This is a genomic window from Clostridium sp. AF32-7AC, assembly GCF_003477925.1.
GTDB lineage: Bacteria > Bacillota > Clostridia > Lachnospirales > Lachnospiraceae > Otoolea > Otoolea fessa.
Genome location: NZ_QUEG01000001.1, coordinates 66,480 through 86,316 on the forward strand (window position 1 = coordinate 66,480; position 19,837 = coordinate 86,316).

The window sequence follows — 19,837 nt, forward strand, 5'->3', positions numbered from 1 at the left end:
CAAAATGAACATTCACAGTGAATGAAGATATAGAGAGGAAACACCCGATGTATTCAGAAAAAGTAATGGATCATTTCCAGCATCCGAGAAATGTAGGCGAGATTGAAAATGCCAGCGGTATGGGTACCGTCGGCAACGCAAAATGCGGCGATATTATGCGTATTTACCTGGATATCGATGACAACCAGATCATCCAGGATGTAAAATTTAAAACATTTGGCTGCGGTGCAGCCGTTGCGACCAGCAGCATGGCGACCGAGATGGTAAAAGGAAAAACTATCCAGGAAGCGATGGAAGTTACCAACAAAGCCGTTATGGAGGCACTGGACGGACTTCCGCCAGTTAAGGTACACTGTTCTCTGCTCGCAGAGGAGGCAATTCACGCTGCTCTCTGGGATTATGCTCAGAAGAATGGCATTGAGATCAAAGGACTCGTAAAACCGAAGACGGATATCGGCGAGGAAGAAGTCGAAGAAGAGTATTGATGAAAAAGAAAAAAGTAGTAGTCGGCATGTCAGGAGGAGTTGACTCCTCCGTGGCTGCCTGGCTTTTAAAAGAGCAAGGATACGATGTGATCGGCGTCACAATGCAGATCTGGCAGGATGAGACGAATGTAGAGCAGGAAGAGCACGGCGGCTGCTGTGGTCTGAGCGCTGTCGATGATGCCAGACGGGTTGCGGAACGGCTTGAGATCCCGTATTACGTGATGAACTTCAAAAAAGAGTTCAAAGAAAATGTCATGGATTACTTTGTACAGGAATATCTGGACGGACACACGCCGAATCCGTGTATTGCCTGTAACCGATATGTAAAATGGGAGTCCCTTCTGCAGAGAAGTCTGGAAATTGGGGCTGATTATATTGCAACGGGACATTATGCGCGCGTGAGGAAGCTGCCGAATGGCCGCTATGCGATCTGCAAGTCTGCGACGGCGGCGAAGGATCAGACCTACGCGCTTTATAACCTGACCCAGCATCAGCTTGCACATACTTTGATGCCGGTCGGCGAATATACGAAAGACAAGATTCGAGAGATGGCGGAGGAGATTGGACTTCCGGTGGCACACAAGCCGGACAGTCAGGAGATCTGTTTCGTGCCGGACAACGATTATGCAAAATTTATCGAGGAAAATAGTAATTGCCGGATTGACGAAGGCAATTTTGTAGATAAGTACGGCAATATTTTAGGTCATCATAAAGGAATTACCCATTATACAGTGGGACAGAGAAAGGGCTTAAATCTGGCACTCGGTCATCCGGTGTTCGTGACGGAGATCCGTCCGGAGACGAACGAGGTTGTGATTGGGGAAAATGAGGACGTCTTTTCTAACCGCCTGACCTGCCGGAATCTCAACTGGATGGCGATTGAGGATCTGGGCGATCAGGAGATGCGCGTCAGTGCGAAGATTCGTTACAGCCACAAAGGGGCATCCTGTACGATCCGCAAGATTGGCGAAGATCGGGTGGAATGCGTATTTGATGAGCCGCAGAGAGCGGCGACGCCGGGACAGGCAGTCGTTTTTTATGACGGCGAATATGTCGTAGGCGGCGGTACGATCGAATAATTTAGAAATGAAAGAAGATTTTAATTGGGCAGAAATGTCTGGTCTGTCGGCATCAAAGTTGTGCTGCGATGAGATTGATTGGAAACAGTGAATGCGCGGATCATGGAGAGGTTAGAATCTTCTGTAAGATTGGAGTTTTTTATAAATGGCAAGAGGAGAAAGCAGAAAAAAAAAGCCAGGCACACCGGATTACCGGAAACGTTTCTGGGCGGCGGTGACCGCGATTGTGGTCGCGGCGGGTTCCATTGGCGTAAGCCATGCGGGATTTACCCTTCCGAATCAGGCACAGAAGCAGGTGCAGATGGCGGCTGCTGAGACAGAACCGGCGGAACAGACAGCGAAGAAACAGGTGCCGAATGCGGCAAAGCGAAGTCTGGAGCTGGAAGATGCACAGGGCATTCAGGAGGCGGATGCAGCGGCGGTTGCGGACCAGAGCGAGCTGGAGAGTGACAAAACGACGGCGAGCGGCTTCCGGAGTGTCGATGAGACAGTGTATGCGACTGAGAACCTGCTCAATGTGCGTTCGGGCTGTGGAACGGAGTATGAGATTGTGACACAGCTGAATCAGGGTGACAGCGTGCAGCGCGTCGGTATCGGAGACGGCTGGAGCGAGGTGCTTTATAAGGACAAGAGCTGTTTTATCCGTTCCGAATACCTGACGACGACCGAGCCGGGCAGTGAGAAAGCGACGGTCACAGCGCAGGGGGCAGAAGCGGATGCACAGGGTGCACCGGTGTCCAACGGACGTATCGTAGCGATCGACGCGGGACATCAGGCAAAGGGCAATCCGGACAAAGAACCAGTCGGACCGGGCTCCTCGACCATGAAGGCGAAGGTGGCTTCCGGCACCGAGGGCGTATCGACGAAGCTGCCGGAATATGAACTGACTTTATCAGTTTCGAAGAAGTTAAAACGGATTCTGGAAGAGAGAGGCTATCAGGTCGTCATGATCCGGGAGTCCAACGATGTCAACTTAAGCAATGCGGAGAGAGCGGAGATCGCCAACAAGAGCGGCGCCTCCATTTTTGTCCGGATTCATGGAAATTCGCTGGATAATACGACGGTCAACGGAACACTCTCCATGTGCCAGACGGCGACCAACCCGTACAACGGCGGGCTTCACGCGGCAAGCTATTCTCTTTCCAAGAAGATCACGGACTCTGTCTGCGCGGCAACCGGCTTCAAGAACCGCGGTGTGCAGGAGACAGACAGCATGAGCGGCATCAACTGGTGTAAGATTCCGGTTTCCATTGTCGAGATGGGCTTTATGAGCAACCCGGAAGAAGATCAGAAGATGGCACAGGATGATTATCAGGAATTGATTGCCGGGGGAATTGCGAACGGAATTGATGCGTATTATCAGTAAAATCGTTCAACAGGTAGAATAGAGATAAAATCAAAAATACCAGTTATTTGAGAAATGTTTCTTTGGAATGAAGACGCATATTTCAGGTGACTGGTATTTTTTTGGTCACAGAAAGAAATTAAAAAGGATAAGGGAAACATTTTGAATAAAAATAAAAAAGTGTTCTAAAATAGGAATTGGAGTTTCTAAAAGGTTGACAAAGAGACTGGTTTTTCGTAGTATAGAAAGAAATGACAACTATTCGACGGATTTTAGAAGGGAAAAAGGTATAATGGTTGTGAAGCGAAGGGAGAGGAGCCTATGAATTCATCGGAAAAAACGGCAACTTTATTAAAATTATTGGGACGGGCACCTTATGTACATAGTGTGACGGAGCTTGGCGAGCAGATCAGCTGTAGTAAGAGTGGGACCTTTAAATTGCTTGCATCACTGGTAAAAACAGGACTGGCAGCGCAGACACCGGAACATAAATATACATTGGGACCGGCGGTTTATGTGTTGGGACGTACATATGAAGACAAGATTGGTTTATCAAAGATGGTGAAACCATATCTGGTTCGTCTCCGGGATATGACAGGGGAAAATGCTTCATTCAGTATGCTGATCAATGGAAAGGCAATTCTGATCTACCGGGAAGAAAGTCAGCAGCTTGTTCGTGTTATGGGAAATGTTGGACAGGAACGTCCCTTATATGCAGGAGCAACCGGCAAGATTCTGGGCGCTTATCAGGAAGAAAGTGTGATTCGCAAACGTTTGATGGAAGAACCGATGAAAGCGTTTACAGAAAATACAATCTTGTCCCCAGAGGGACTTTTGAACGAATACGCGAAAATACGTGAGCAGGGATATGCGATCAGTGATGGAGAACTGAATTCAGAAACAATCGGAATCGGCGCACCGATTTATGATGAATCTGGAAATGTCTGGGCGGCGGTTTCGATCGGCGCGCCTAAAATGCGGGTGGATGCAGTCAAGATGGAACGTTATATCTTCCTGATCCGGGAAATTGCGAAGGAAATGTCGGAGCAGATGACGCAGGGAGAAAGCATTTCTGAATAAAAATACTGAATAAAAACAAAAATAGTAGATGACAAACAGGGAAAAATCGGGTATAATAGTACAGGTGTTTCGAGTAGAAGCACCTGTATAATTGGAGACGTAGCGAAGCGGCCGTAACGCGGCGCACTCGAAATGCGTTTGTCGGTTCATCCCGGCACGAGGGTTCGAATCCCTCCGTCTCCGCTTTCTATCCCCTGAACAGACTCAGGGGATTTTTTTTGTTCTTCTATAGGAAATCGTCTCTTATGAAATAGATAGTGGAAATAAAGAAACAAAAAAAGAGAAAAAGAAAATATAGAAGCATATAGGAAACAGTATACAATAATGTACTCAAATAAGAAACAAATTGAATAAAAATACTCAAAAATATATTTTTCGTATTGACTTTTTTCGTCATTAGTGATAGTGTTTCTTATATAGAAAACAAGGTTTTTTATTAGAGAACGTTCGCCAAACGATTCATGTAAATCAATTTGTAAAGGAGCAAGCAGATTAGTGAAGTTTTAGGGTCAAAGGAGAATGTAAGATGAAAAAGGTAATTTGCGCGGCAGCTGCAGTTTTGATGGTAGCATCCCTGACCGCTTGCAGCGGACAGAGTGGAGAATCAGCAGCGGCAGGAGAGGGAAACACGCAGCAGGCAGATGGATATCCGAATAAAACGATTCAGGTAATTGTACCGTTTAACGCGGGCAGTACGACCGATACACAGTGCCGATTTATTCTTCCGTATCTGGAGAAAGAACTGGGAGTTTCCATGGCAGTAGTAAATAATGGTGGCGCTTCTGGTGTTATCGGAACAACTGATTTCTTAAGCCGGGAGGCAGATGGATACAATGTTCTGTTTTCACTGCCGACACCTACTCTTTACAAACCAGCAGCGGGAGAGACTGAATATACGGTGGAAGATTTACAGCCGGTTTCGGAAGTGTTCAGCGCTCCGATGTACTTAATTGTAAAGAACGATTCGCCGTATGAAAATGCAGAGCAGCTGATTGACTTTATCAAAGAAAATCCGGGCAAGTTTTCGTATGCAAATGCAGGTAACGGAGGAATTGCCCAGCTTGCATTTAGCGTTTTTCTTCATGGCGAGGGGTTAGATGCAACGAGCGTACCGTCTGCAGGCGGTTCGGCTGACAATTACACAGCTGTTATGGGCGGTCATGTAGATTCTTATTCAGGAAATGAGAGCGAACTTTTAGGAAGAGACGATGTGCGCCCGGTTATCAACCTTGGAAGTAAATCCAATAATCCGGAATATGCCGACATACCAACCTTAGAAGAACTGGGATATAAAGGATATTGCACAGATACATATTCAGGCTTCTATTTCAGCAAGGATGTAGCACCGGAAATTGTAGAGACGTTTGATGCGGCAGTTAAGAAAGTATTAGAGGATCCGGAGGTAATTGCAGAAGCAAAAAAGCAGTCCCTGACCTTGTCTTATGCAGATTCGGAAACATTTGCGGCTGAGATCAGCCAGTCAAAAGAAGCGATCATTCCGGTTCTGGAAGAACTTGGCTTTAAGAAATAGGAGGACGCGATGAATCGAAAAAATTGTGTTTCTGGTATTTTTTGGACACTTTTTTTCCTTTTCTTTCTTTATCTGGATGTACAGATGGGAGAAAATGCATCGTATTGGCCGGGGATCATTGCGAAACTTGGCATTGCCCTCTCCCTTTTGTCAACGCTGGTATCAGGAATGAAATGGAAATCGGAAAAAGATGAGAAATTATTTCCGTTCACCGGCGCACAGTTAAAACGTCTGGGGATTGCATTGGCGCTTTTAATTATCTGGGTTGTATGCATCCGTATTCTGGGCTTTTTAACTTCCTCTGTGATTGTGATGGCGGCAACGGGGCTGATATTTGAACTGGCGCTTTCGTCGAAAACAGTGGTGCGTGATTTGATTGTAACAGTTATTTTTGCAGTAGGAATGTACGCACTGTTTACAGCACTTGGTATTACCTTCCCGAAGGGCATATTGATATAGGAGGACGGAAGATGGCAGATATTCTTACATATTTTGGAATGGCATTTACCGGGATCAATTTGCTGCTGGCACTTTTGGGAACGGTAATTGGAATCGTAATCGGTGCACTTCCAGGCTTTACTCCGACCATGGGTATTGCGGTGCTGATACCGGTTACATACACATTAGAGCCGACAGCAGGTCTGGTTTTTCTGGGCGCACTGTACTGCGGTTCTATGTTTGGAGGCTCGATCTCGGCGATTCTTATCAATACGCCGGGAACCTCGGCGGCCGCTGCGACAGCGATGGATGGTTATCCGATGACACAGTCTGGCCGGGCACACGAAGCACTGACAGAGGCAGCGGTTGCCTCTTTCTGGGGCGGCTGTATCAGTCTGATTGCACTTATTTTCCTAGCGCCGCCTCTGGCAAAATTTGCGTTTGAGTTTGGTCCACAGGAACGCTTTATGATGGCGGTGTTCGGGCTTACGATTATTGCATCTTTATCCGTAAAAAATGTTCTGAAGGGTCTTATGATGGGCTGCGCGGGACTTCTGGTTGCTTGCATTGGCATGGATCCGGTTCTGGGGCGGGCACGTTTTACCTTTGGACAGACGTTTTTAATGGGTGGAATCAATATGATTCCAGCAGTTATCGGTCTGTTTTCGGTTTCTCAGGTTCTGGGAAATCTGAAGAATCCGATTGAAATCGCGGACAAATCATCGATTGCACAGTTCAAATCAGCGCGGGTACGGCTGCTTGATTTAGTCCGGTATCCGGTTACATATATCCGTTCGGCAGTTCTGGGAATTATTATCGGAATTATTCCGGGTACAGGCGGAGATGTGGCTTCCTATGTTGCACACAATGTTGGTAAAATGTTTACCAAGGAGGAAAACTTCGGAAATGGAGCAAGAGAGGGCGTGGCGTGCTGTGAATCTGCAAATAATGCGGTAACAGGCGGAACCCTGATTCCAACTCTGACGCTGGGCGTACCGGGCAATGCGACAACGGCAATTCTGTTGGGTGCGCTGACAGTTCATGGACTGATTCCAGGATACGGGCTCTTTACAACCCAGAAAAGCATTACATATCCATTTATTGCGGCACTTTTTATTGCTAATGTGATTATGATGCTGATTGGCCTGTTTGGTGCAAAACATTTTGCGCTGGTTACATTGACCCCGAAAAATATACTTTCAGTCTGTGTTTTGATGCTGAGTATTATGGGATCCTACGCAATCCGCGGAAACGTGGGCGACGTCTTCGTAATGCTGGTATTCGGCGTAGCAGGCTTCTTTATGAGGGCATATCAGTATAATGTTGTTCCGATTGTACTGGGACTGATTTTAGGACCGATTGCGGAAGAAGGACTTTCTCAGGCATTGACCCTAAATCAGAATTCATTATCACTGGTTTTAGGTTCCTTGTTTACGAGACCGATTTGTGTCGTATTGATGATATTTATGGTTATTTCCGTTGCATATCCATTTTATACAGAATGGAAAGCGGAGAAGAAAAAAGAAACGAAATAAAGAGATAGAAAAAATGCTGTTGTGCGGGAAAGCTGCATGACAGCATTTTTTTGCAAGAAACAAAAAGAAGTCCAATGACACATAGTTTCTTAATAAGAAATAATAAAGCATAGATAGAAAACAAAATGTACAAAAAGTGAAAAATTATTTGTGCATGACGACAAAACGTGTCGAAATAGAAAAAATGGATTGACAATAAAAGATTGGTGTAGTATTGTTTAATTACAAATTGAGAACAAGGTTTTCTAATGGCGAACAGATAACCGAAACAAAAATAAATCTGGTAAAACCAGTGAAGGGAGAACAAAAATGGATTTAGATCAGGTAAAATCTTACAATGAGGATGTAGCAAAACTTCGCGAGCAGAGAGATGCAGATTATGCAGAATATGAGAAAGCTGGAAGAATCTGGGGACTGGTTCCAAGAGAGAGAATTACCAAGATTAAATTCCCGCGTGTTAAGAAAGAGATTATCGATCGTTATTATGCACTGGAAGATATGTCCACAACCGTTTCGGATATTCTGGATGGATATGGAATCGACGGAGCTATCCCAACTTCCTATTTAAAACCGGTCATCCCGGGTTCCAAGATTGTGGGACCGGCTGTTACGATTCGAAATATTCCGGTTCGTAAGACTCCGACACAGGGCGCACATGACCATGATTTCATTGCAATGTCTACCCGTGATATTTATTATATCGGCGAGCCGGGCGATGTTCTGGTATCTGACTTCGGCGGAAACCTGGAAGTATCCAATATGGGCGGACAGAGTTGTACTGTTGGTAAAAGCTGCGGATTTGCAGGAAACATCGTAAATGGCTGCTGCCGTGATGTAAGCTCCATCCGTGAGATGGGATATCCGGTATTCAGCTGCGGTACAACCCAGGTGACCGGAAAGTATCGTATGGAGTGCGTAGAGATGAATGGACCGATTACCCTGTGCGGCAAATTGGTTGAGCCGGGCGATCTGATGGTTGCAGATGATTCTGGTGTCTGCATTGTACCGGCAGAGCTGGCAGAGGCAGTTATCGAGGAAGCAGAGAAGATTGCAGCATCTGAGGAAAGAATGCGTCAGTTAATCGAGGAGAAGAAACCGATCAGCGAACTTCGCCCACTGTTCAGAGCACGTTACAAATAAATCGAAGCGTGTAGGGCGAAGTAAGAAAAGGAGAAATAGTTATGATGGATCCGAAGGTAGAAGCGGAGTATGAGGAATATAAAGCGGCTGGAAGAATCTGGGGAGTCATTGATAAGGAAAATATCAAAAAAATCAAATTTCCACGGGTTCCAAAAGAAATCGTAGATGGTTTTAAGACACTGGAAGACGATCTGACCGGTACAGTCAGCGATATTCTGGATGCACTGGGATATAATAAAGTGATTCCGGGAAGCTATTTAAAACCGATTGAACCGGGACATATGATTGTCGGAACAGCAGTGACACTTCGCAGTATTCCGATTGAGAAAACAACTACACAGGGTTTGATAGACCATGATTTTATCAAAATGGCATCGAGAGAGGTAAATTATCTGGCAGAGCCGGGTGATGTCCTGGTCGGAGATGCCGGTGGAATGACCGATATGAGCAGCATGGGAGGACAATCCTTCGTATCTGCAAAAGCACGTGGTCTGGAAGGTGTTGTAATCGATGGCGCGGTACGCGATGTGGGTGAAATTCGAAAATATGGCGTTCCTACCTGGTGCCGTGGCGTGACACCAAAGACTGGAAAATGCCGTATCGAAGCGATGGAGATCAATGGACCGGTTGTCCTGAACCGCATTCAAATTAATCCGGGTGATTTGATTATCGCAGATGATTCCGGTATCTGTGCGGTTCCGCCGCAGCACGCAGAATTTGTCCTGAAAAAGTGTCAGGAGATTCTCCCGGATGAGGAAATCATGCGTGAGTTGATTGAAAAAGATGCTCCGATTGCGGAAATCAAAAAATTGTTCCGGAAACGATATGTATAAGTAAGTTTGAATAATCGTGAAAACTATATAGTACGCTTAACAGAAAGTACGACTTCCTCATGCTAGGAAAGATGTTAAGTGTATTATATAGTTTTTTCGTCATTTAAGAAATGTTGCATTTACATACTATTTGGGGACATTTTTTAAATTTTAAATTGAACGTATTTAACATATTTTTCACAAAATACTATCATTATGGTAACGTAGATCTCAGCGTATAGATTTCAGCAAAGGAAAAGGATACAAACGTATGGAACGAGACAGCACACAGGAACAATATGAAGAAATGACGCAGACGCCGGTTCCGAAACTGGTACTGCGGCTGGCGGTTCCCACCACCATCAGTATGCTGGTAACTAGCATTTACAATATGGCAGACACTCTGTTTGTCAGCCAGCTTGGAACGAGTGTCAGCAGTGCGACCGGAGTGGTATTTGCATTAATGGCAGTAATCAATGCGTTTGGATTCATGTTTGGACATGGTGCGGGCAGCAATATCAGCCGGAAATTAGGGGCGCATGATGTGGAGAGTGCCCGTGTGTTTGCTTCCACCAGCTTCTTTTTAGCGTTCTTAGCCGGAGGTTGCATTGGAATATTAGGACTTTTATTTCATGTTCCATTTATGCGGCTTTTGGGAAGCACAGATTCTATTTTGCCTTATGCGCTTGAGTACAGCACATGGATTCTCATTTCCGCACCGGCGATGGCTTCCAGCTGTGTGATGAACAACATTCTTCGTTATGAAGGGAAAGCTTTTTTCGCCATGCTGGGGCTGGCATCCGGCGGTATTCTCAATATTTTTGGTGATATGTTTCTGATTTTTGAACTAAATCTGGGAGTGCGCGGTGCCGGTATCTCTACGGCTGTTTCGCAGTACATCAGCATGGCAATCTTGATCAGCCCGTTCTTTAGAAAAAAGGTACAGAGCCGGATTCATATCCGCTATATGACCCGGAGACTTTCCGATGTGACCAACATTATCGCAACCGGTTTTCCAAGCCTGATGCGTCAGGGACTTAACAGTATTTCTGTGATGATTTTAAACCAGTGTTCGGCTCCTTACGGTGATGCCGCCATCGCTGCCATGAGCATTGTGACCCGGGTCATCATGTTCCTGTTCTGTATTGCACTTGGCATCGGTCAGGGTTTTCAGCCTGTCAGCGCCTTCAATTACGGCGCGAAAAAATACAGCCGTGTGCGTGAAGCATTCTGGTTCAGCATCCGAAGCAACCTTGCTGTTATGAGTGTTTCTGCTTTGTTTGGAATAGTATTTGCTGCTCCTATTGTAAAAATGTTCCGCGATGATCCGGCGGTTATTTCCATCGGAATCACCGCGCTGCGTATCCAGTGTATTGCCCTGTTTTTCATGCCATTTTCCCTCTGTGGAAATATGCTGTTCCAGAGCATCGGACAGAGTGGAAAAGCAACTTTTTTGTCCATGATTCGAAGCGGTCTCGTCTTTATTCCGGTTTTGTGGATTCTCAGTTATCTGATTGGGCTTTTTGGAATTCAGACGTCACAGACGATTGCGGATGGGATAGCTGCGGCGATTACCATTCCGATGGTGGTGAGGTTCCTTCGGCGGATGCCGGAGGATGGGGAAGAATTTAGCAATAAAAGCGGATTTCTCTAAAAGTTGAATACCACAAATCAATAACCGATTTATTCCGGGCTTCGATGATCTGCATGATGATTCGGAGTTGTTTGTCTGGAATTTTCGAATTATTGTGGCACAAAAGACATTTTCCGGACTTTGTAATCCATATTTTGGTAGCATTGGGAGAAGGAACGCCCTTAGCAATATGAACGTGGACTGGTTCGAGCGGATTGTTTTCATTGACCCAGAAATAAACCGTATATCCAGCAATTTTAAAAACCTGCGGCATGATCAAGACCTCCTTCGATTCCACCTTCTCTTGCCAGCTGCAAAATGATGTGGGCGACGGATTCCAGAAGCTCCTGAAAATAATGGATATCTTCCTGAGAGAATCCCTGAATGTTTTCCCAGCGGTATTCCGGAAGCCAGCAGGTGGCGGAATAAAAGCCGCCCTGAACTGGTTTTTCGATTCGAACTTCGACTTCTTCTTTTCCTGAATTTTCCAGTATTTCGGAATGGACAATTTCTGTATTGTCATTTAAGGTCATAAAAGGGTATAACATTTTAAAAACGCCTCCTATATTTTTATATATTGCAAGTGATTCTATGTTGAGTTTGATTTTGTGAATTTTCAGCTATATGGTTGAACTTCACAGAATTTAAATGTTGCAGATTTTAGTGATTCTTTAACAAATCATTGATTTTGATGCTCAGACCCGGATAGATCCCAACCGGAATATCAGAATCAAACGAGTAAAGACAAGGGTCACTATCACGGTCATAATAGTAAACCACAACTTTTTCCTTTGCAGGATCGATAATCCAGTATTCCCGGACACCTGACTGGGAATAGATTCCATTCTACAGTTCGATTTCTATTACTGTTAAAGTAGCATATGAAAATAAAAATTGCAAGATACTTCGGTAATCTAAGATGAGGCGGCACTAAGATTTCAGACGGACAGCGGGAAAAATATGAAAAGAATTAAAAAAGAGCTGCCACGTTTTGAGTGACAGCCCTTGATTGGCAAATTTATGGATTTTTACCGTACCTTCGTATCTTCCGCATAAAACTCCGCATAAGCATCCTGCAAAGTCTTCAGCGTCTTCGGATCTTTTCCTCCGATTGGTTTTCCATCGAGTTCAACGGCCTGGATGCAGAGCCCACCGGAGCTGCTGACGATGATTTCGTCGGCGTCTGCCAGTTCCTGCATGGTAAATGGTGCCTCGCTGGTCGGGATGCCGTTTTTCTCAGCTAACATCAGCAGGTGTTTTAACGTGATGCCCGGAAGAATCAGATTATCTCTCGGTGGGGTGCAGAGAACGCCGTCCTTGATGATTAAGATATTGCTGTGGGCGCATTCGGTGACGCGTTCGCCGCGGTGGAAGACCGTTTCCTGGCAGCCCTGTTCGATGCAGCGCTGGTAAGCGATGACACTTGGAATCAGGTTCAGCGTCTTGATGTTGCAGTGCAGGAAACGGGTGTCCTCCATCGAGATCAGGCGGAAAGTCTTATCAAATGGAATCAGGTCGCACGGAACAGTAAAAATCATCAGATTTGGTTTTACGGTAGCAGGTGGAAACTGATGTCCACGATAGGTAGTTCCGCGGGAACACTGCCAGTACAGCATACCGTGGTCAATCTCATTGGCATCGATGCATTTCTGCAGCTCGGCACGCAGTTCTTCGCGCGACATTTCAAACGGGATTTCCAGCAGCTTGCAGCTGTTGTAGAAACGGTCGAGGTGGTCGTCTGCGGCAAAAATGTTGTTGTTTGCAAAGGTGGTGGCATCGTAGCAGCCATCTCCAAAATAAACGGCGCGGTCCAACATCGGGATTTTCATTTCCTCGAGGGGGCCGATTTCTCCATTGTAATATCCGACATATTTCATTGCATATACTTCCTTTCTATGTTGATTCGAAAATACCTCGTCAAGTGTTTACATTATACCACATCCGCCTATAAGATGAAATCTCCCACAGGCGGATGTGTTCTTATCATTACATATTTATTTGTCTTTATGTTTAATAATCTTATATCCGCCTACCAGCAGCGTCGGCAGCAGGTAGAAGAGGATAAATCCGTAAGACAGGTACGAATAGCCCTGCTCGATCAAGGTAACAACGCCGACGCGGGATAATACGAGTGCAGCGATCAGCGTGATGACCGTAATCAGACCGCGGTTTGTATCGGACAGCTTGGCAGCGCCCTTTTCCTCCATGGCAACGTCGAAACGGTCGATGATCATGTGGATGCAGCCAGTTGCCGTCTCAACCAGCGTCCAGCCCATAACGAGACTGAACAGTGCCATCAGTGCCGGTCCGCCGTTGACTGCCTTGATCATTTCCATCCACGGGGTTGTGACATCCGCGCCGACGATGGAGGTGTCACCGTAGAAGCACATCATCGCAAAGTAAGACAAAAACCACGGAATAACCATCAGAAGACCGGCGATCAGACCGGAAATAAAGGTTTCTTTCCGTTTGGTCTGGCGTGTCAGGGAGAACATGCCCATCGGGATGGAATTGATGTTGTAGGCAACATACAGGATACCGGTGTAAATGCACAGCGGAACAGTGACAGAGCCGTCGTAGGTGCTGGTGTCCATCGTGCTGAATACATGGGAAATGTTGCCGCCCTTGTTGACGAGTACCAGAATTGTAAACAGAATATAGCCGCCGTACAGTAAAATAGTACCGATCGATTCAAATTTCTCGATCATCTTGGAACCCTTAAAGTTCAAGAGTCCGCAAATCAGAACGATCACAACGGAGCCGAGAATATTCGGAAGTCCGACCTGCTCGAAAATACTTCCGGTTGCGGCTGCCATAACGGCAATCAGCAGAATCGCGATGAGGACAGTTAAAATATCCATCATCGGCCAGAGCGGTCCAATGACCTGCTTGATATAGTTTTTATAATCGTAAACCTTGTAGATCCGGCAGATCTCAAAGGTCAGGAAGGCAAACAGGGCAAAACCGATGCCGATCGTCAGTCCGGAGATCCAGCCCATTGCTCCGAATTTCGCACCGTAAGAATAAATCTCACGTCCAGTTGCATAGCCGCCGCCAATCAGAACCGATTGCAGCAGGACGCCCGGCAGAATGTACTTGGCGTATGTGCCTTCGTAGAAATTTTTGAATTGTTTCATACCTTTCACTCACTTTCTTTTGTTGACTATTAAAAATTATAAAGGATGAATGAAAAACTTGCCAATAGAAAGAACAGATATTATAATAAGGGAAACTTATAACAAAACAGGAAAAGCCAGATCGAAAGCCCGTAAATTGGGCGGCATGATTCATTTTTCTGCTCGATCGAAAAGACGCGATTACATATAGGATATAGAAATGGGGAAATAAGATGAATTTAAAACAGATGGAATATTTTGTGGCGGCGGCGGAGCAGCTGAATTTTACGCGGGCGGCGAAAAAATGTTTTATTTCGCAGACAGCGATGACACTGCAGATTCAGTCGTTGGAGGAGAAGATAGGGGTGCCGCTTTTTGTGCGGGACAAGCACCATGTCGAGCTGACGGCGGCGGGAAAGGTATATCTGAACGAGGCGCGGGCGATTCTGGTCCGCGCCGAGGAGGCGGCGAAGCTCGCGCGGACGGCAGCGGAAGGCGTAGCTGGGGAGCTGACGATCGGATTTATCCGGGGATATGAGCAGAGTCGTTTTTCGGAGACGCTCAGAAGTTTTCATGAGGCGTACCCGAATATTTCGATTCATCTGCTGCGGGAAAATATGAGCGCGCTCTATGAGCTGTTAGATAATGGAACCTGCGATCTTGCGTTTAATCTGTCTCTGTACACGCAGAATTACGAGGATTTAAAGCATCGGTTCCTCAAACGGTTTCCGATGATGGCGGTTCTTTATCCGGGACACACGCTGGCGGGAGAGAGCCATCTGATGTACCGTGATCTGGCGCGGGAAGACTTTATCATCATGCAGCCGCAGGGGCGCTCCAACGATGAGGCGGAAGAAGTATTGATTTGTTACAATAAGGGCGGTTTTATACCGAATATCGTGGCGCGTGAACGGGAGGTACAGACGGTGCTTCTGGAGGTGTCAGCGGGATTTGGCGTGGCGATTCTCCCGGAATATGCCGTCCGCCATTATCGGAATGCGCGGAATCTGGTGGTGGTTCCGCTTCTCCGCGCGGACGGCAGCCCGGAAGAGCTTGATTTTGAGATCGCATGGCGTCAGAGCAACCCGAATCCGGCGATTGAAAAGCTGCTGCAGTGGGTGGAGACACATGAGTATGTGGAATAATGAAAGCTGGAAGCTGCTGTTCATATCTGTTGAAGGGAGATTAACTGGAAAAATGAACACAACCATGTGCTTATAAAATGAAAAACAGGCATATCGCAGAGAAAAGGATGAAAATCATGCATGGATTCCTGCGGTATGCCTGTTTTGGAATAAATGGATAAGGGCTGCTATCAGTCGGGCTGCATGGTAAAAAGAGTTTGAGAGCAGTCTTTATTTAAATGGGAAAACAACCGTCAACATCCATTTAAATGCTTCCGGTGCATAAACGGCGTGCGGCTTTTTCGCCGGCATGACGAGAACTTCGCCTGCGTGAACCAGGTGCTCGACGCCATCGACCGTGAAGCGGCCGGTGCCTTCCAGAACGGTCACCATCGCATCTCCGGTGGAATCATGGGTGGAGATTTCTTCGCCTTTTGCAAATGCAAACAGAGTAACGCTGACAGCTTCGTTCTGTGCCAGAGTCTTGCTGACGATCTGACCGTCTTCTGCGTTTACCAGGCCGGCTAAAGACTGCACTTTTTCGTGAGTAATGTTTTTGATGTATGGGTATTCCATAATGAACCTCCTTAATAAAATCTCGTTTAGATATATAAATTTTCGTATTCTTTTGAGTCTGATTGAGTCCATTCGGCAGGTGTGTATGGAGAGCGGAACCTGCACGAAATGGTTGGGTAGGTCAATCGGGGGAATGGCAGATATTAATCTAAAATCCGCCCATCGATCGAAATGGTTGTTACCTGCCATGGAATGAATTTTCCGCTTGCCTGCAAGGCATTTTTAACTGCCTGTTCAATGCCTCCGCAGCATGGAACCTCCATGCGGACAACGGTCACGCTCTTGATATCGTTGCTGCGGATAATTTCGGTCAGTTTTTCGGAGTAATCGATGCTGTCCAGTTTCGGACATCCGATCAAGGTTATTTTACCATGGATAAAGTCCTGATGGAAGCGGCTGTATGCGTAAGCGGTGCAGTCGGCAGCGACCAGGAGCTTTGCCCCATCGAAATACGGTGCATGGATCGGAGCTAATTTAATCTGAACCGGCCAGTTTTGAAGGGCGCTCACCGGGATGGATGCTGAATCAGAAGGATTAAAAGTCTCGGCGCTATCTGCATGAGTATCGTCATGTTCAGAAGGAGCGCTTTCAGTGCGCTTCAGGAAACGGCTCATGGATCCTGGACATCCGCTGAATGCAGGGCGGGCGGAAGCGTTTGCAGAAGCAGCAGTATTTGCATTTTCCAGCACCTGTTTTGCCTTGCGGGCAGCCATATGAACCTGGACGGCCGCTTCATCGTAAGCCGCTGCTTCGCGCTCGACAAAAGAGATGGCACCGGTCGGACAGGCTGGCAGGCAGTCTCCCAGACCGTCACAGTAATCATCTTTTAAAAGAGCTGCCTTTCCATCAACCATGCCGATGGCGCCCTCGTGACAGGCAGAAGCGCAGAGCCCGCAGCCGTTGCATTTTTTTTGATCAATTTCAATAATTCTTCGTATCATGATAAAAACCTCGTCTTTCTTAACTTTCATGTATGAATTTCCTGTCCGTGAGGATAAAAGCACGGAACAATTACTGTTTCAATTACGAGATTAAGTATAATTGTTTTGCTGAGAAAAGTCGGTTGTTTTTACAACGTTTTTAGAAAAGCTACGGCAAATTCCGTTGTTGGACACGCCTTTACTTTCCTATATGCTTGTACTATAATTAATACTTATATAGCCAGATAAAAAGAATGGCGGAGAAAGGCTGAGAACCAGAAAAATCAAAGATAGAACGATGGAGAATGACAGAGTCAGGGGCTGTTGACTCAGCTGGTGGATAGAAGAACTTCTGAAAGCGAGGAAAAACATAAGATGAAATTTGCAAATAGAATGGACCGGTTTGGCGAGGGCGTGTTCTCCATGCTGGCGCAGATGAAGAAGAAAAAATTGGAAGAGGGGGAGATGATCGTTGATCTGAGCATCGGCGCACCGAATATTGCCCCCGCACCGCATATTTTAAAGGCGCTCAGCGAAGCCTGTCTGGTACCGGAAAATTACCTGTATGCAATTCAGGATCAGCAGGCACTTCTGGAGGCAGTGTCCGACTGGTATGCGCGCCGCTATGGAGTGGAGCTGAACCCGGAGACAGAGATTTGCTCTTTGCTCGGTTCCCAGGAGGGACTGGCGCACATCGCACTTTCGATCGTGGACGAGGGCGATGTGGTTTTGGTACCGGATCCGTGTTATCCGGTGTTTGCGGATGGTCCGTCTTTGGCGGGGGCAGAGCTTTACTATATGCCGCAGCGCGAAGAAAATCACTACATCATTGATTTGAAGGAAATTCCGGAGGAAGTCGCTCAGAAAGCGAAATTTATGATTGTTTCCTACCCGAACAATCCGACGGCGGTGCTGGCTCCAGACAGTTTCTATGAGGAATTGATTGCATTTGCAAAGAAATATGATATTATCGTTCTTCACGACAACGCCTACAGTGAGCTTGTGTTTGACGGAAGAACCTGCGGAAGTTTCCTGCGTTTTCCGGGCGCACGCGAGGTCGGCGTGGAGTTTAATTCGCTGTCAAAAACGTACGGATTGGCGGGCGCGCGCGTCGGCTTCTGTGTGGGAAATGAGGAAGTGGTCAGTCATCTGAAAACATTGAAATCCAATATGGATTACGGTATGTTCCTGCCGATCCAGAAGGCAGCGATCGCGGCGATTACCGGTGACCAGAGCTGTGTGGCTTCGACGAGGGCGGCATATGAGAGACGGCGCGACTGTCTGTGCGACGGACTTGCATCCATCGGTTGGAAGATGGAGAAACCGGAGGGAACGATGTTTGTCTGGGCACCGATTCCGGCTGGATTTACGGATTCACTGGAGTTTGTAAAGGCTTTATTTGAAAAAGCAGGTGTTCTGGTAACACCGGGCAACGCATTTGGACCGTCGGGCGAAGGTCATGTGCGGATGGCACTGGTGCAGGACGAGGATGCGATTGCGCTGGCGGTGCGCCGGATTGCAGAGAGCGGCATTTTACAATCCAATCAGTAAAGATATAAATCAATAGAAGATAGAATGGATACAGGAATTTATAGATGAATGTGGAAAAAAATATCCGGGGAAGACAGAGAGTCCTGGTGACGGTCTGGATCTGGCATATTGTTTTAATTTTATATATTTTGTTTATCTACTCCAATTCCATGCGTCCGGCAGTACAGTCATCGGCGGAGAGCGGACGGATCCTCCGGTTTTTGCAGAAGCTGGCAGCAGAGTCCGGAGTGGCTGTACCATGGCTGACCGAACATATTGTGCGCAAATGTGCTCATTTTATTGAATATACAGGGCTGGGAATGCTGCTTAGACAGAGTGATGCCTGTGTGCGCAGGAACCGGACTGTCTCAGAAAAAATGCGGATAGAGGATTTGGTTGATCGGGGAGATGGGACTGGGAGAATGTGTGCGCTGACACCGGACGGACATGTATGGCTGGAACTCCATCGTATCGCTATTTTTGCGGTCCCGTTTCTGGATGAGACGATTCAGCTGTTTACCGAAGGACGTTCCGGGCAGCTCAGCGATGTATGGCTGGATATGGCGGGAGCACTGACTGGAACGGTGCTATATCTGGCAGCGAGGCGGATATATTTGCGAATAAAGAAAGAATGAAGATAGATAACACATGGAGAAAAAATATGTCGGATCGAAATATAAAAATTACCCTGCAATATGACGGAAGCCGTTATGACGGCTGGCAGAAGCAGGGAAACACGGACAAGACGATACAGGGAAAATTAGAGCAGATTCTGGAGAAAATGGCAGGGCAGACGGTAGAGGTGCACGGTTCCGGACGGACAGATGCGGGGGTCCACGCATGGGGACAGGTGGCGAATTTCCATCTTCCGGCGTCCTGTGCCGGGATGAGCGCGGAGGAGTTGAAAGCGTACCTGAACCGCTATCTCCCGGATGATATCGCTGTTTTATCGGCACAGGAGGCGGGAACGCGTTTTCACAGCCGTTTAAATGCTGTTTCCAAGACGTACTGCTACCGGATTGAGACGGCAGCGAAGAAAAATGTATTTGAGCGCCGATATGTGTACGGTCTGGGGGAACCGCTGGACATAGCGTCTATGAGACGGGCGGCTGCGTATCTGACGGGTGAGCACGATTTTAAAGCATTCTGTTCGTTGAAACGGATGAAAAAATCGACGGTGCGGAATCTCACTGCTATTGAGCTGACCATGCAGGAAAGTGTGTGCGAACTGCATTTTCGTGGTAATGGCTTCCTATATAATATGGTAAGAATCCTGACCGGTACACTGATCGAGGTAGGACTTCATAAGCGGACACCGGAATCAGTGGCGGAGGCGCTTTTTTCCTGTGACCGAGCGCTGGCAGGTTTTACGGCGCCGCCGGAGGGGCTTTTTCTGGAACGGGTCGAGTATGAATAAAGCTGCATTGATTTTTGCCAGCTGCCGTGAGGAGCTGGACAGAAATCAGAAAAAATTCATAACAAATGCAATAAGA

At 46.8% G+C, this 19,837-nt stretch carries 20 protein-coding genes and 1 tRNA gene; 15 read left to right on the forward strand and 6 right to left on the reverse strand.

Going from position 1 to position 19,837, the window contains the following annotated elements; all coding sequences use genetic code 11:
• The first annotated feature begins 47 nt into the window (after positions 1-47).
• From nifU to DWZ45_RS00350, 11 genes are all read left to right on the forward strand, one after another.
• Complete coding sequence (gene nifU, locus DWZ45_RS00300) at positions 48-485, forward strand: Fe-S cluster assembly scaffold protein NifU (protein WP_117795995.1); 438 nt, start codon at positions 48-50, stop codon at positions 483-485.
• Positions 485-1,564 (forward strand): tRNA 2-thiouridine(34) synthase MnmA, encoded by a 1,080-nt coding sequence (mnmA, locus tag DWZ45_RS00305; RefSeq protein WP_118467033.1) that lies wholly within the window; start codon positions 485-487, stop codon positions 1,562-1,564. The genes nifU and mnmA overlap by 1 nt, the downstream gene beginning before the upstream one ends.
• Positions 1,565-1,709: 145 nt before the next feature.
• Complete coding sequence (locus DWZ45_RS00310; RefSeq protein ID WP_118467035.1) at positions 1,710-2,930, forward strand: N-acetylmuramoyl-L-alanine amidase; 1,221 nt, start codon at positions 1,710-1,712, stop codon at positions 2,928-2,930.
• Positions 2,931-3,230: 300 nt separating this feature from the next.
• Positions 3,231-3,989 carry an IclR family transcriptional regulator gene (locus tag DWZ45_RS00315; RefSeq protein ID WP_118467037.1) on the forward strand — a complete coding sequence of 253 codons (759 nt, stop codon included), beginning with the start codon at positions 3,231-3,233 and terminating at the stop codon, positions 3,987-3,989.
• Between the two features lie 93 nt (positions 3,990-4,082).
• Positions 4,083-4,172: transfer RNA gene (locus DWZ45_RS00320), tRNA-Ser, on the forward strand.
• Between the two features lie 343 nt (positions 4,173-4,515).
• The gene (locus DWZ45_RS00325) at positions 4,516-5,520 is read left to right on the forward strand and encodes a tripartite tricarboxylate transporter substrate binding protein (RefSeq protein WP_118467039.1); all 1,005 of its coding nucleotides are present in this window, start codon (positions 4,516-4,518) and stop codon (positions 5,518-5,520) included.
• A gap of 9 nt (positions 5,521-5,529) precedes the next feature.
• Positions 5,530-5,979 carry a tripartite tricarboxylate transporter TctB family protein gene (locus DWZ45_RS00330; protein WP_118467041.1) on the forward strand — a complete coding sequence of 150 codons (450 nt, stop codon included), beginning with the start codon at positions 5,530-5,532 and terminating at the stop codon, positions 5,977-5,979.
• An 11-nt stretch (positions 5,980-5,990) separates the two neighbouring features.
• Positions 5,991-7,493 carry a tripartite tricarboxylate transporter permease gene (locus DWZ45_RS00335; protein WP_118467043.1) on the forward strand — a complete coding sequence of 501 codons (1,503 nt, stop codon included), beginning with the start codon at positions 5,991-5,993 and terminating at the stop codon, positions 7,491-7,493.
• A gap of 309 nt (positions 7,494-7,802) precedes the next feature.
• On the forward strand, positions 7,803-8,633 hold the full coding sequence (locus DWZ45_RS00340) for an RraA family protein (protein ID WP_118467046.1): 831 nt from the start codon (positions 7,803-7,805) through the stop codon (positions 8,631-8,633).
• Positions 8,634-8,674: 41 nt separating this feature from the next.
• Complete coding sequence (locus tag DWZ45_RS00345) at positions 8,675-9,466, forward strand: RraA family protein (RefSeq protein WP_118467048.1); 792 nt, start codon at positions 8,675-8,677, stop codon at positions 9,464-9,466.
• A gap of 250 nt (positions 9,467-9,716) precedes the next feature.
• On the forward strand, positions 9,717-11,099 hold the full coding sequence (locus tag DWZ45_RS00350) for an MATE family efflux transporter (RefSeq protein ID WP_118467050.1): 1,383 nt from the start codon (positions 9,717-9,719) through the stop codon (positions 11,097-11,099).
• Here DWZ45_RS00350 and DWZ45_RS00355 read toward each other — a convergent pair.
• From DWZ45_RS00355 to DWZ45_RS00375, 4 genes are all read right to left on the reverse strand, one after another.
• A complete protein-coding gene (locus DWZ45_RS00355) occupies positions 11,074-11,352 on the reverse strand; it encodes a DUF4160 domain-containing protein (RefSeq protein WP_118467052.1) in 279 nt (92 codons plus the stop codon). The two genes, DWZ45_RS00350 and DWZ45_RS00355, sit on opposite strands and share 26 nt — an antisense overlap.
• On the reverse strand, positions 11,336-11,626 hold the full coding sequence (locus DWZ45_RS00360; RefSeq protein ID WP_118467054.1) for a hypothetical protein: 291 nt from the start codon (positions 11,624-11,626) through the stop codon (positions 11,336-11,338). The genes DWZ45_RS00355 and DWZ45_RS00360 overlap by 17 nt, the downstream gene beginning before the upstream one ends.
• Before the next feature lie 480 nt (positions 11,627-12,106).
• Complete coding sequence (locus tag DWZ45_RS00370) at positions 12,107-12,955, reverse strand: aminotransferase class IV (RefSeq protein WP_118467058.1); 849 nt, start codon at positions 12,953-12,955, stop codon at positions 12,107-12,109.
• Between the two features lie 117 nt (positions 12,956-13,072).
• A complete protein-coding gene (locus DWZ45_RS00375) occupies positions 13,073-14,215 on the reverse strand; it encodes a hypothetical protein (protein ID WP_107001263.1) in 1,143 nt (380 codons plus the stop codon).
• Between the two features lie 212 nt (positions 14,216-14,427).
• Here DWZ45_RS00375 and DWZ45_RS00380 point away from each other — a divergent pair, with 212 nt between their 5' ends.
• Positions 14,428-15,339 carry a LysR family transcriptional regulator gene (locus DWZ45_RS00380; RefSeq protein WP_118467060.1) on the forward strand — a complete coding sequence of 304 codons (912 nt, stop codon included), beginning with the start codon at positions 14,428-14,430 and terminating at the stop codon, positions 15,337-15,339.
• Between the two features lie 210 nt (positions 15,340-15,549).
• On the opposite strand, the gene DWZ45_RS00385 is transcribed toward DWZ45_RS00380, so the two are convergent.
• The gene (locus DWZ45_RS00385; RefSeq protein WP_107001261.1) at positions 15,550-15,894 is read right to left on the reverse strand and encodes a cupin domain-containing protein; all 345 of its coding nucleotides are present in this window, start codon (positions 15,892-15,894) and stop codon (positions 15,550-15,552) included.
• A gap of 143 nt (positions 15,895-16,037) precedes the next feature.
• Complete coding sequence (locus DWZ45_RS00390) at positions 16,038-16,835, reverse strand: 4Fe-4S binding protein (RefSeq protein ID WP_107001302.1); 798 nt, start codon at positions 16,833-16,835, stop codon at positions 16,038-16,040.
• Between the two features lie 354 nt (positions 16,836-17,189).
• Between DWZ45_RS00390 and DWZ45_RS00395 the strand changes: the two genes are divergently transcribed.
• Genes DWZ45_RS00395 through truA form a run of 3 tightly spaced genes read left to right on the forward strand, consistent with a single transcriptional unit; the run spans position 17,190 to position 19,761 of the window.
• Positions 17,190-18,365, forward strand: coding sequence for an aminotransferase class I/II-fold pyridoxal phosphate-dependent enzyme (locus DWZ45_RS00395; protein WP_118467062.1), 1,176 nt, complete (start codon positions 17,190-17,192; stop codon positions 18,363-18,365).
• Between the two features lie 44 nt (positions 18,366-18,409).
• A complete protein-coding gene (locus DWZ45_RS00400) occupies positions 18,410-18,979 on the forward strand; it encodes a VanZ family protein (RefSeq protein WP_118467064.1) in 570 nt (189 codons plus the stop codon).
• A gap of 26 nt (positions 18,980-19,005) precedes the next feature.
• A complete protein-coding gene (gene truA / locus DWZ45_RS00405) occupies positions 19,006-19,761 on the forward strand; it encodes a tRNA pseudouridine(38-40) synthase TruA (RefSeq protein WP_118467066.1) in 756 nt (251 codons plus the stop codon).
• The last annotated feature ends 76 nt before the right edge of the window (positions 19,762-19,837 follow it).

Bases quoted from the DNA above. Each gene is read 5' to 3' on its own strand.
- nifU (WP_117795995.1), top strand. From the start codon at position 48: ATGTATTCAGAAAAAGTAATGGATCATTTCCAGCATCCGAGAAATGTA.
- mnmA (WP_118467033.1), top strand. From the start codon at position 485: ATGAAAAAGAAAAAAGTAGTAGTCGGCATGTCAGGAGGAGTTGACTCC.
- DWZ45_RS00310 (WP_118467035.1), top strand. From the start codon at position 1,710: ATGGCAAGAGGAGAAAGCAGAAAAAAAAAGCCAGGCACACCGGATTAC.
- DWZ45_RS00315 (WP_118467037.1), top strand. From the start codon at position 3,231: ATGAATTCATCGGAAAAAACGGCAACTTTATTAAAATTATTGGGACGG.
- DWZ45_RS00325 (WP_118467039.1), top strand. From the start codon at position 4,516: ATGAAAAAGGTAATTTGCGCGGCAGCTGCAGTTTTGATGGTAGCATCC.
- DWZ45_RS00330 (WP_118467041.1), top strand. From the start codon at position 5,530: ATGAATCGAAAAAATTGTGTTTCTGGTATTTTTTGGACACTTTTTTTC.
- DWZ45_RS00335 (WP_118467043.1), top strand. From the start codon at position 5,991: ATGGCAGATATTCTTACATATTTTGGAATGGCATTTACCGGGATCAAT.
- DWZ45_RS00340 (WP_118467046.1), top strand. From the start codon at position 7,803: ATGGATTTAGATCAGGTAAAATCTTACAATGAGGATGTAGCAAAACTT.
- DWZ45_RS00345 (WP_118467048.1), top strand. From the start codon at position 8,675: ATGATGGATCCGAAGGTAGAAGCGGAGTATGAGGAATATAAAGCGGCT.
- DWZ45_RS00350 (WP_118467050.1), top strand. From the start codon at position 9,717: ATGGAACGAGACAGCACACAGGAACAATATGAAGAAATGACGCAGACG.
- DWZ45_RS00355 (WP_118467052.1), bottom strand. From the start codon at position 11,352: ATGCCGCAGGTTTTTAAAATTGCTGGATATACGGTTTATTTCTGGGTC.
- DWZ45_RS00360 (WP_118467054.1), bottom strand. From the start codon at position 11,626: ATGTTATACCCTTTTATGACCTTAAATGACAATACAGAAATTGTCCAT.
- DWZ45_RS00370 (WP_118467058.1), bottom strand. From the start codon at position 12,955: ATGAAATATGTCGGATATTACAATGGAGAAATCGGCCCCCTCGAGGAA.
- DWZ45_RS00375 (WP_107001263.1), bottom strand. From the start codon at position 14,215: ATGAAACAATTCAAAAATTTCTACGAAGGCACATACGCCAAGTACATT.
- DWZ45_RS00380 (WP_118467060.1), top strand. From the start codon at position 14,428: ATGAATTTAAAACAGATGGAATATTTTGTGGCGGCGGCGGAGCAGCTG.
- DWZ45_RS00385 (WP_107001261.1), bottom strand. From the start codon at position 15,894: ATGGAATACCCATACATCAAAAACATTACTCACGAAAAAGTGCAGTCT.
- DWZ45_RS00390 (WP_107001302.1), bottom strand. From the start codon at position 16,835: ATGATACGAAGAATTATTGAAATTGATCAAAAAAAATGCAACGGCTGC.
- DWZ45_RS00395 (WP_118467062.1), top strand. From the start codon at position 17,190: ATGAAATTTGCAAATAGAATGGACCGGTTTGGCGAGGGCGTGTTCTCC.
- DWZ45_RS00400 (WP_118467064.1), top strand. From the start codon at position 18,410: ATGAATGTGGAAAAAAATATCCGGGGAAGACAGAGAGTCCTGGTGACG.
- truA (WP_118467066.1), top strand. From the start codon at position 19,006: ATGTCGGATCGAAATATAAAAATTACCCTGCAATATGACGGAAGCCGT.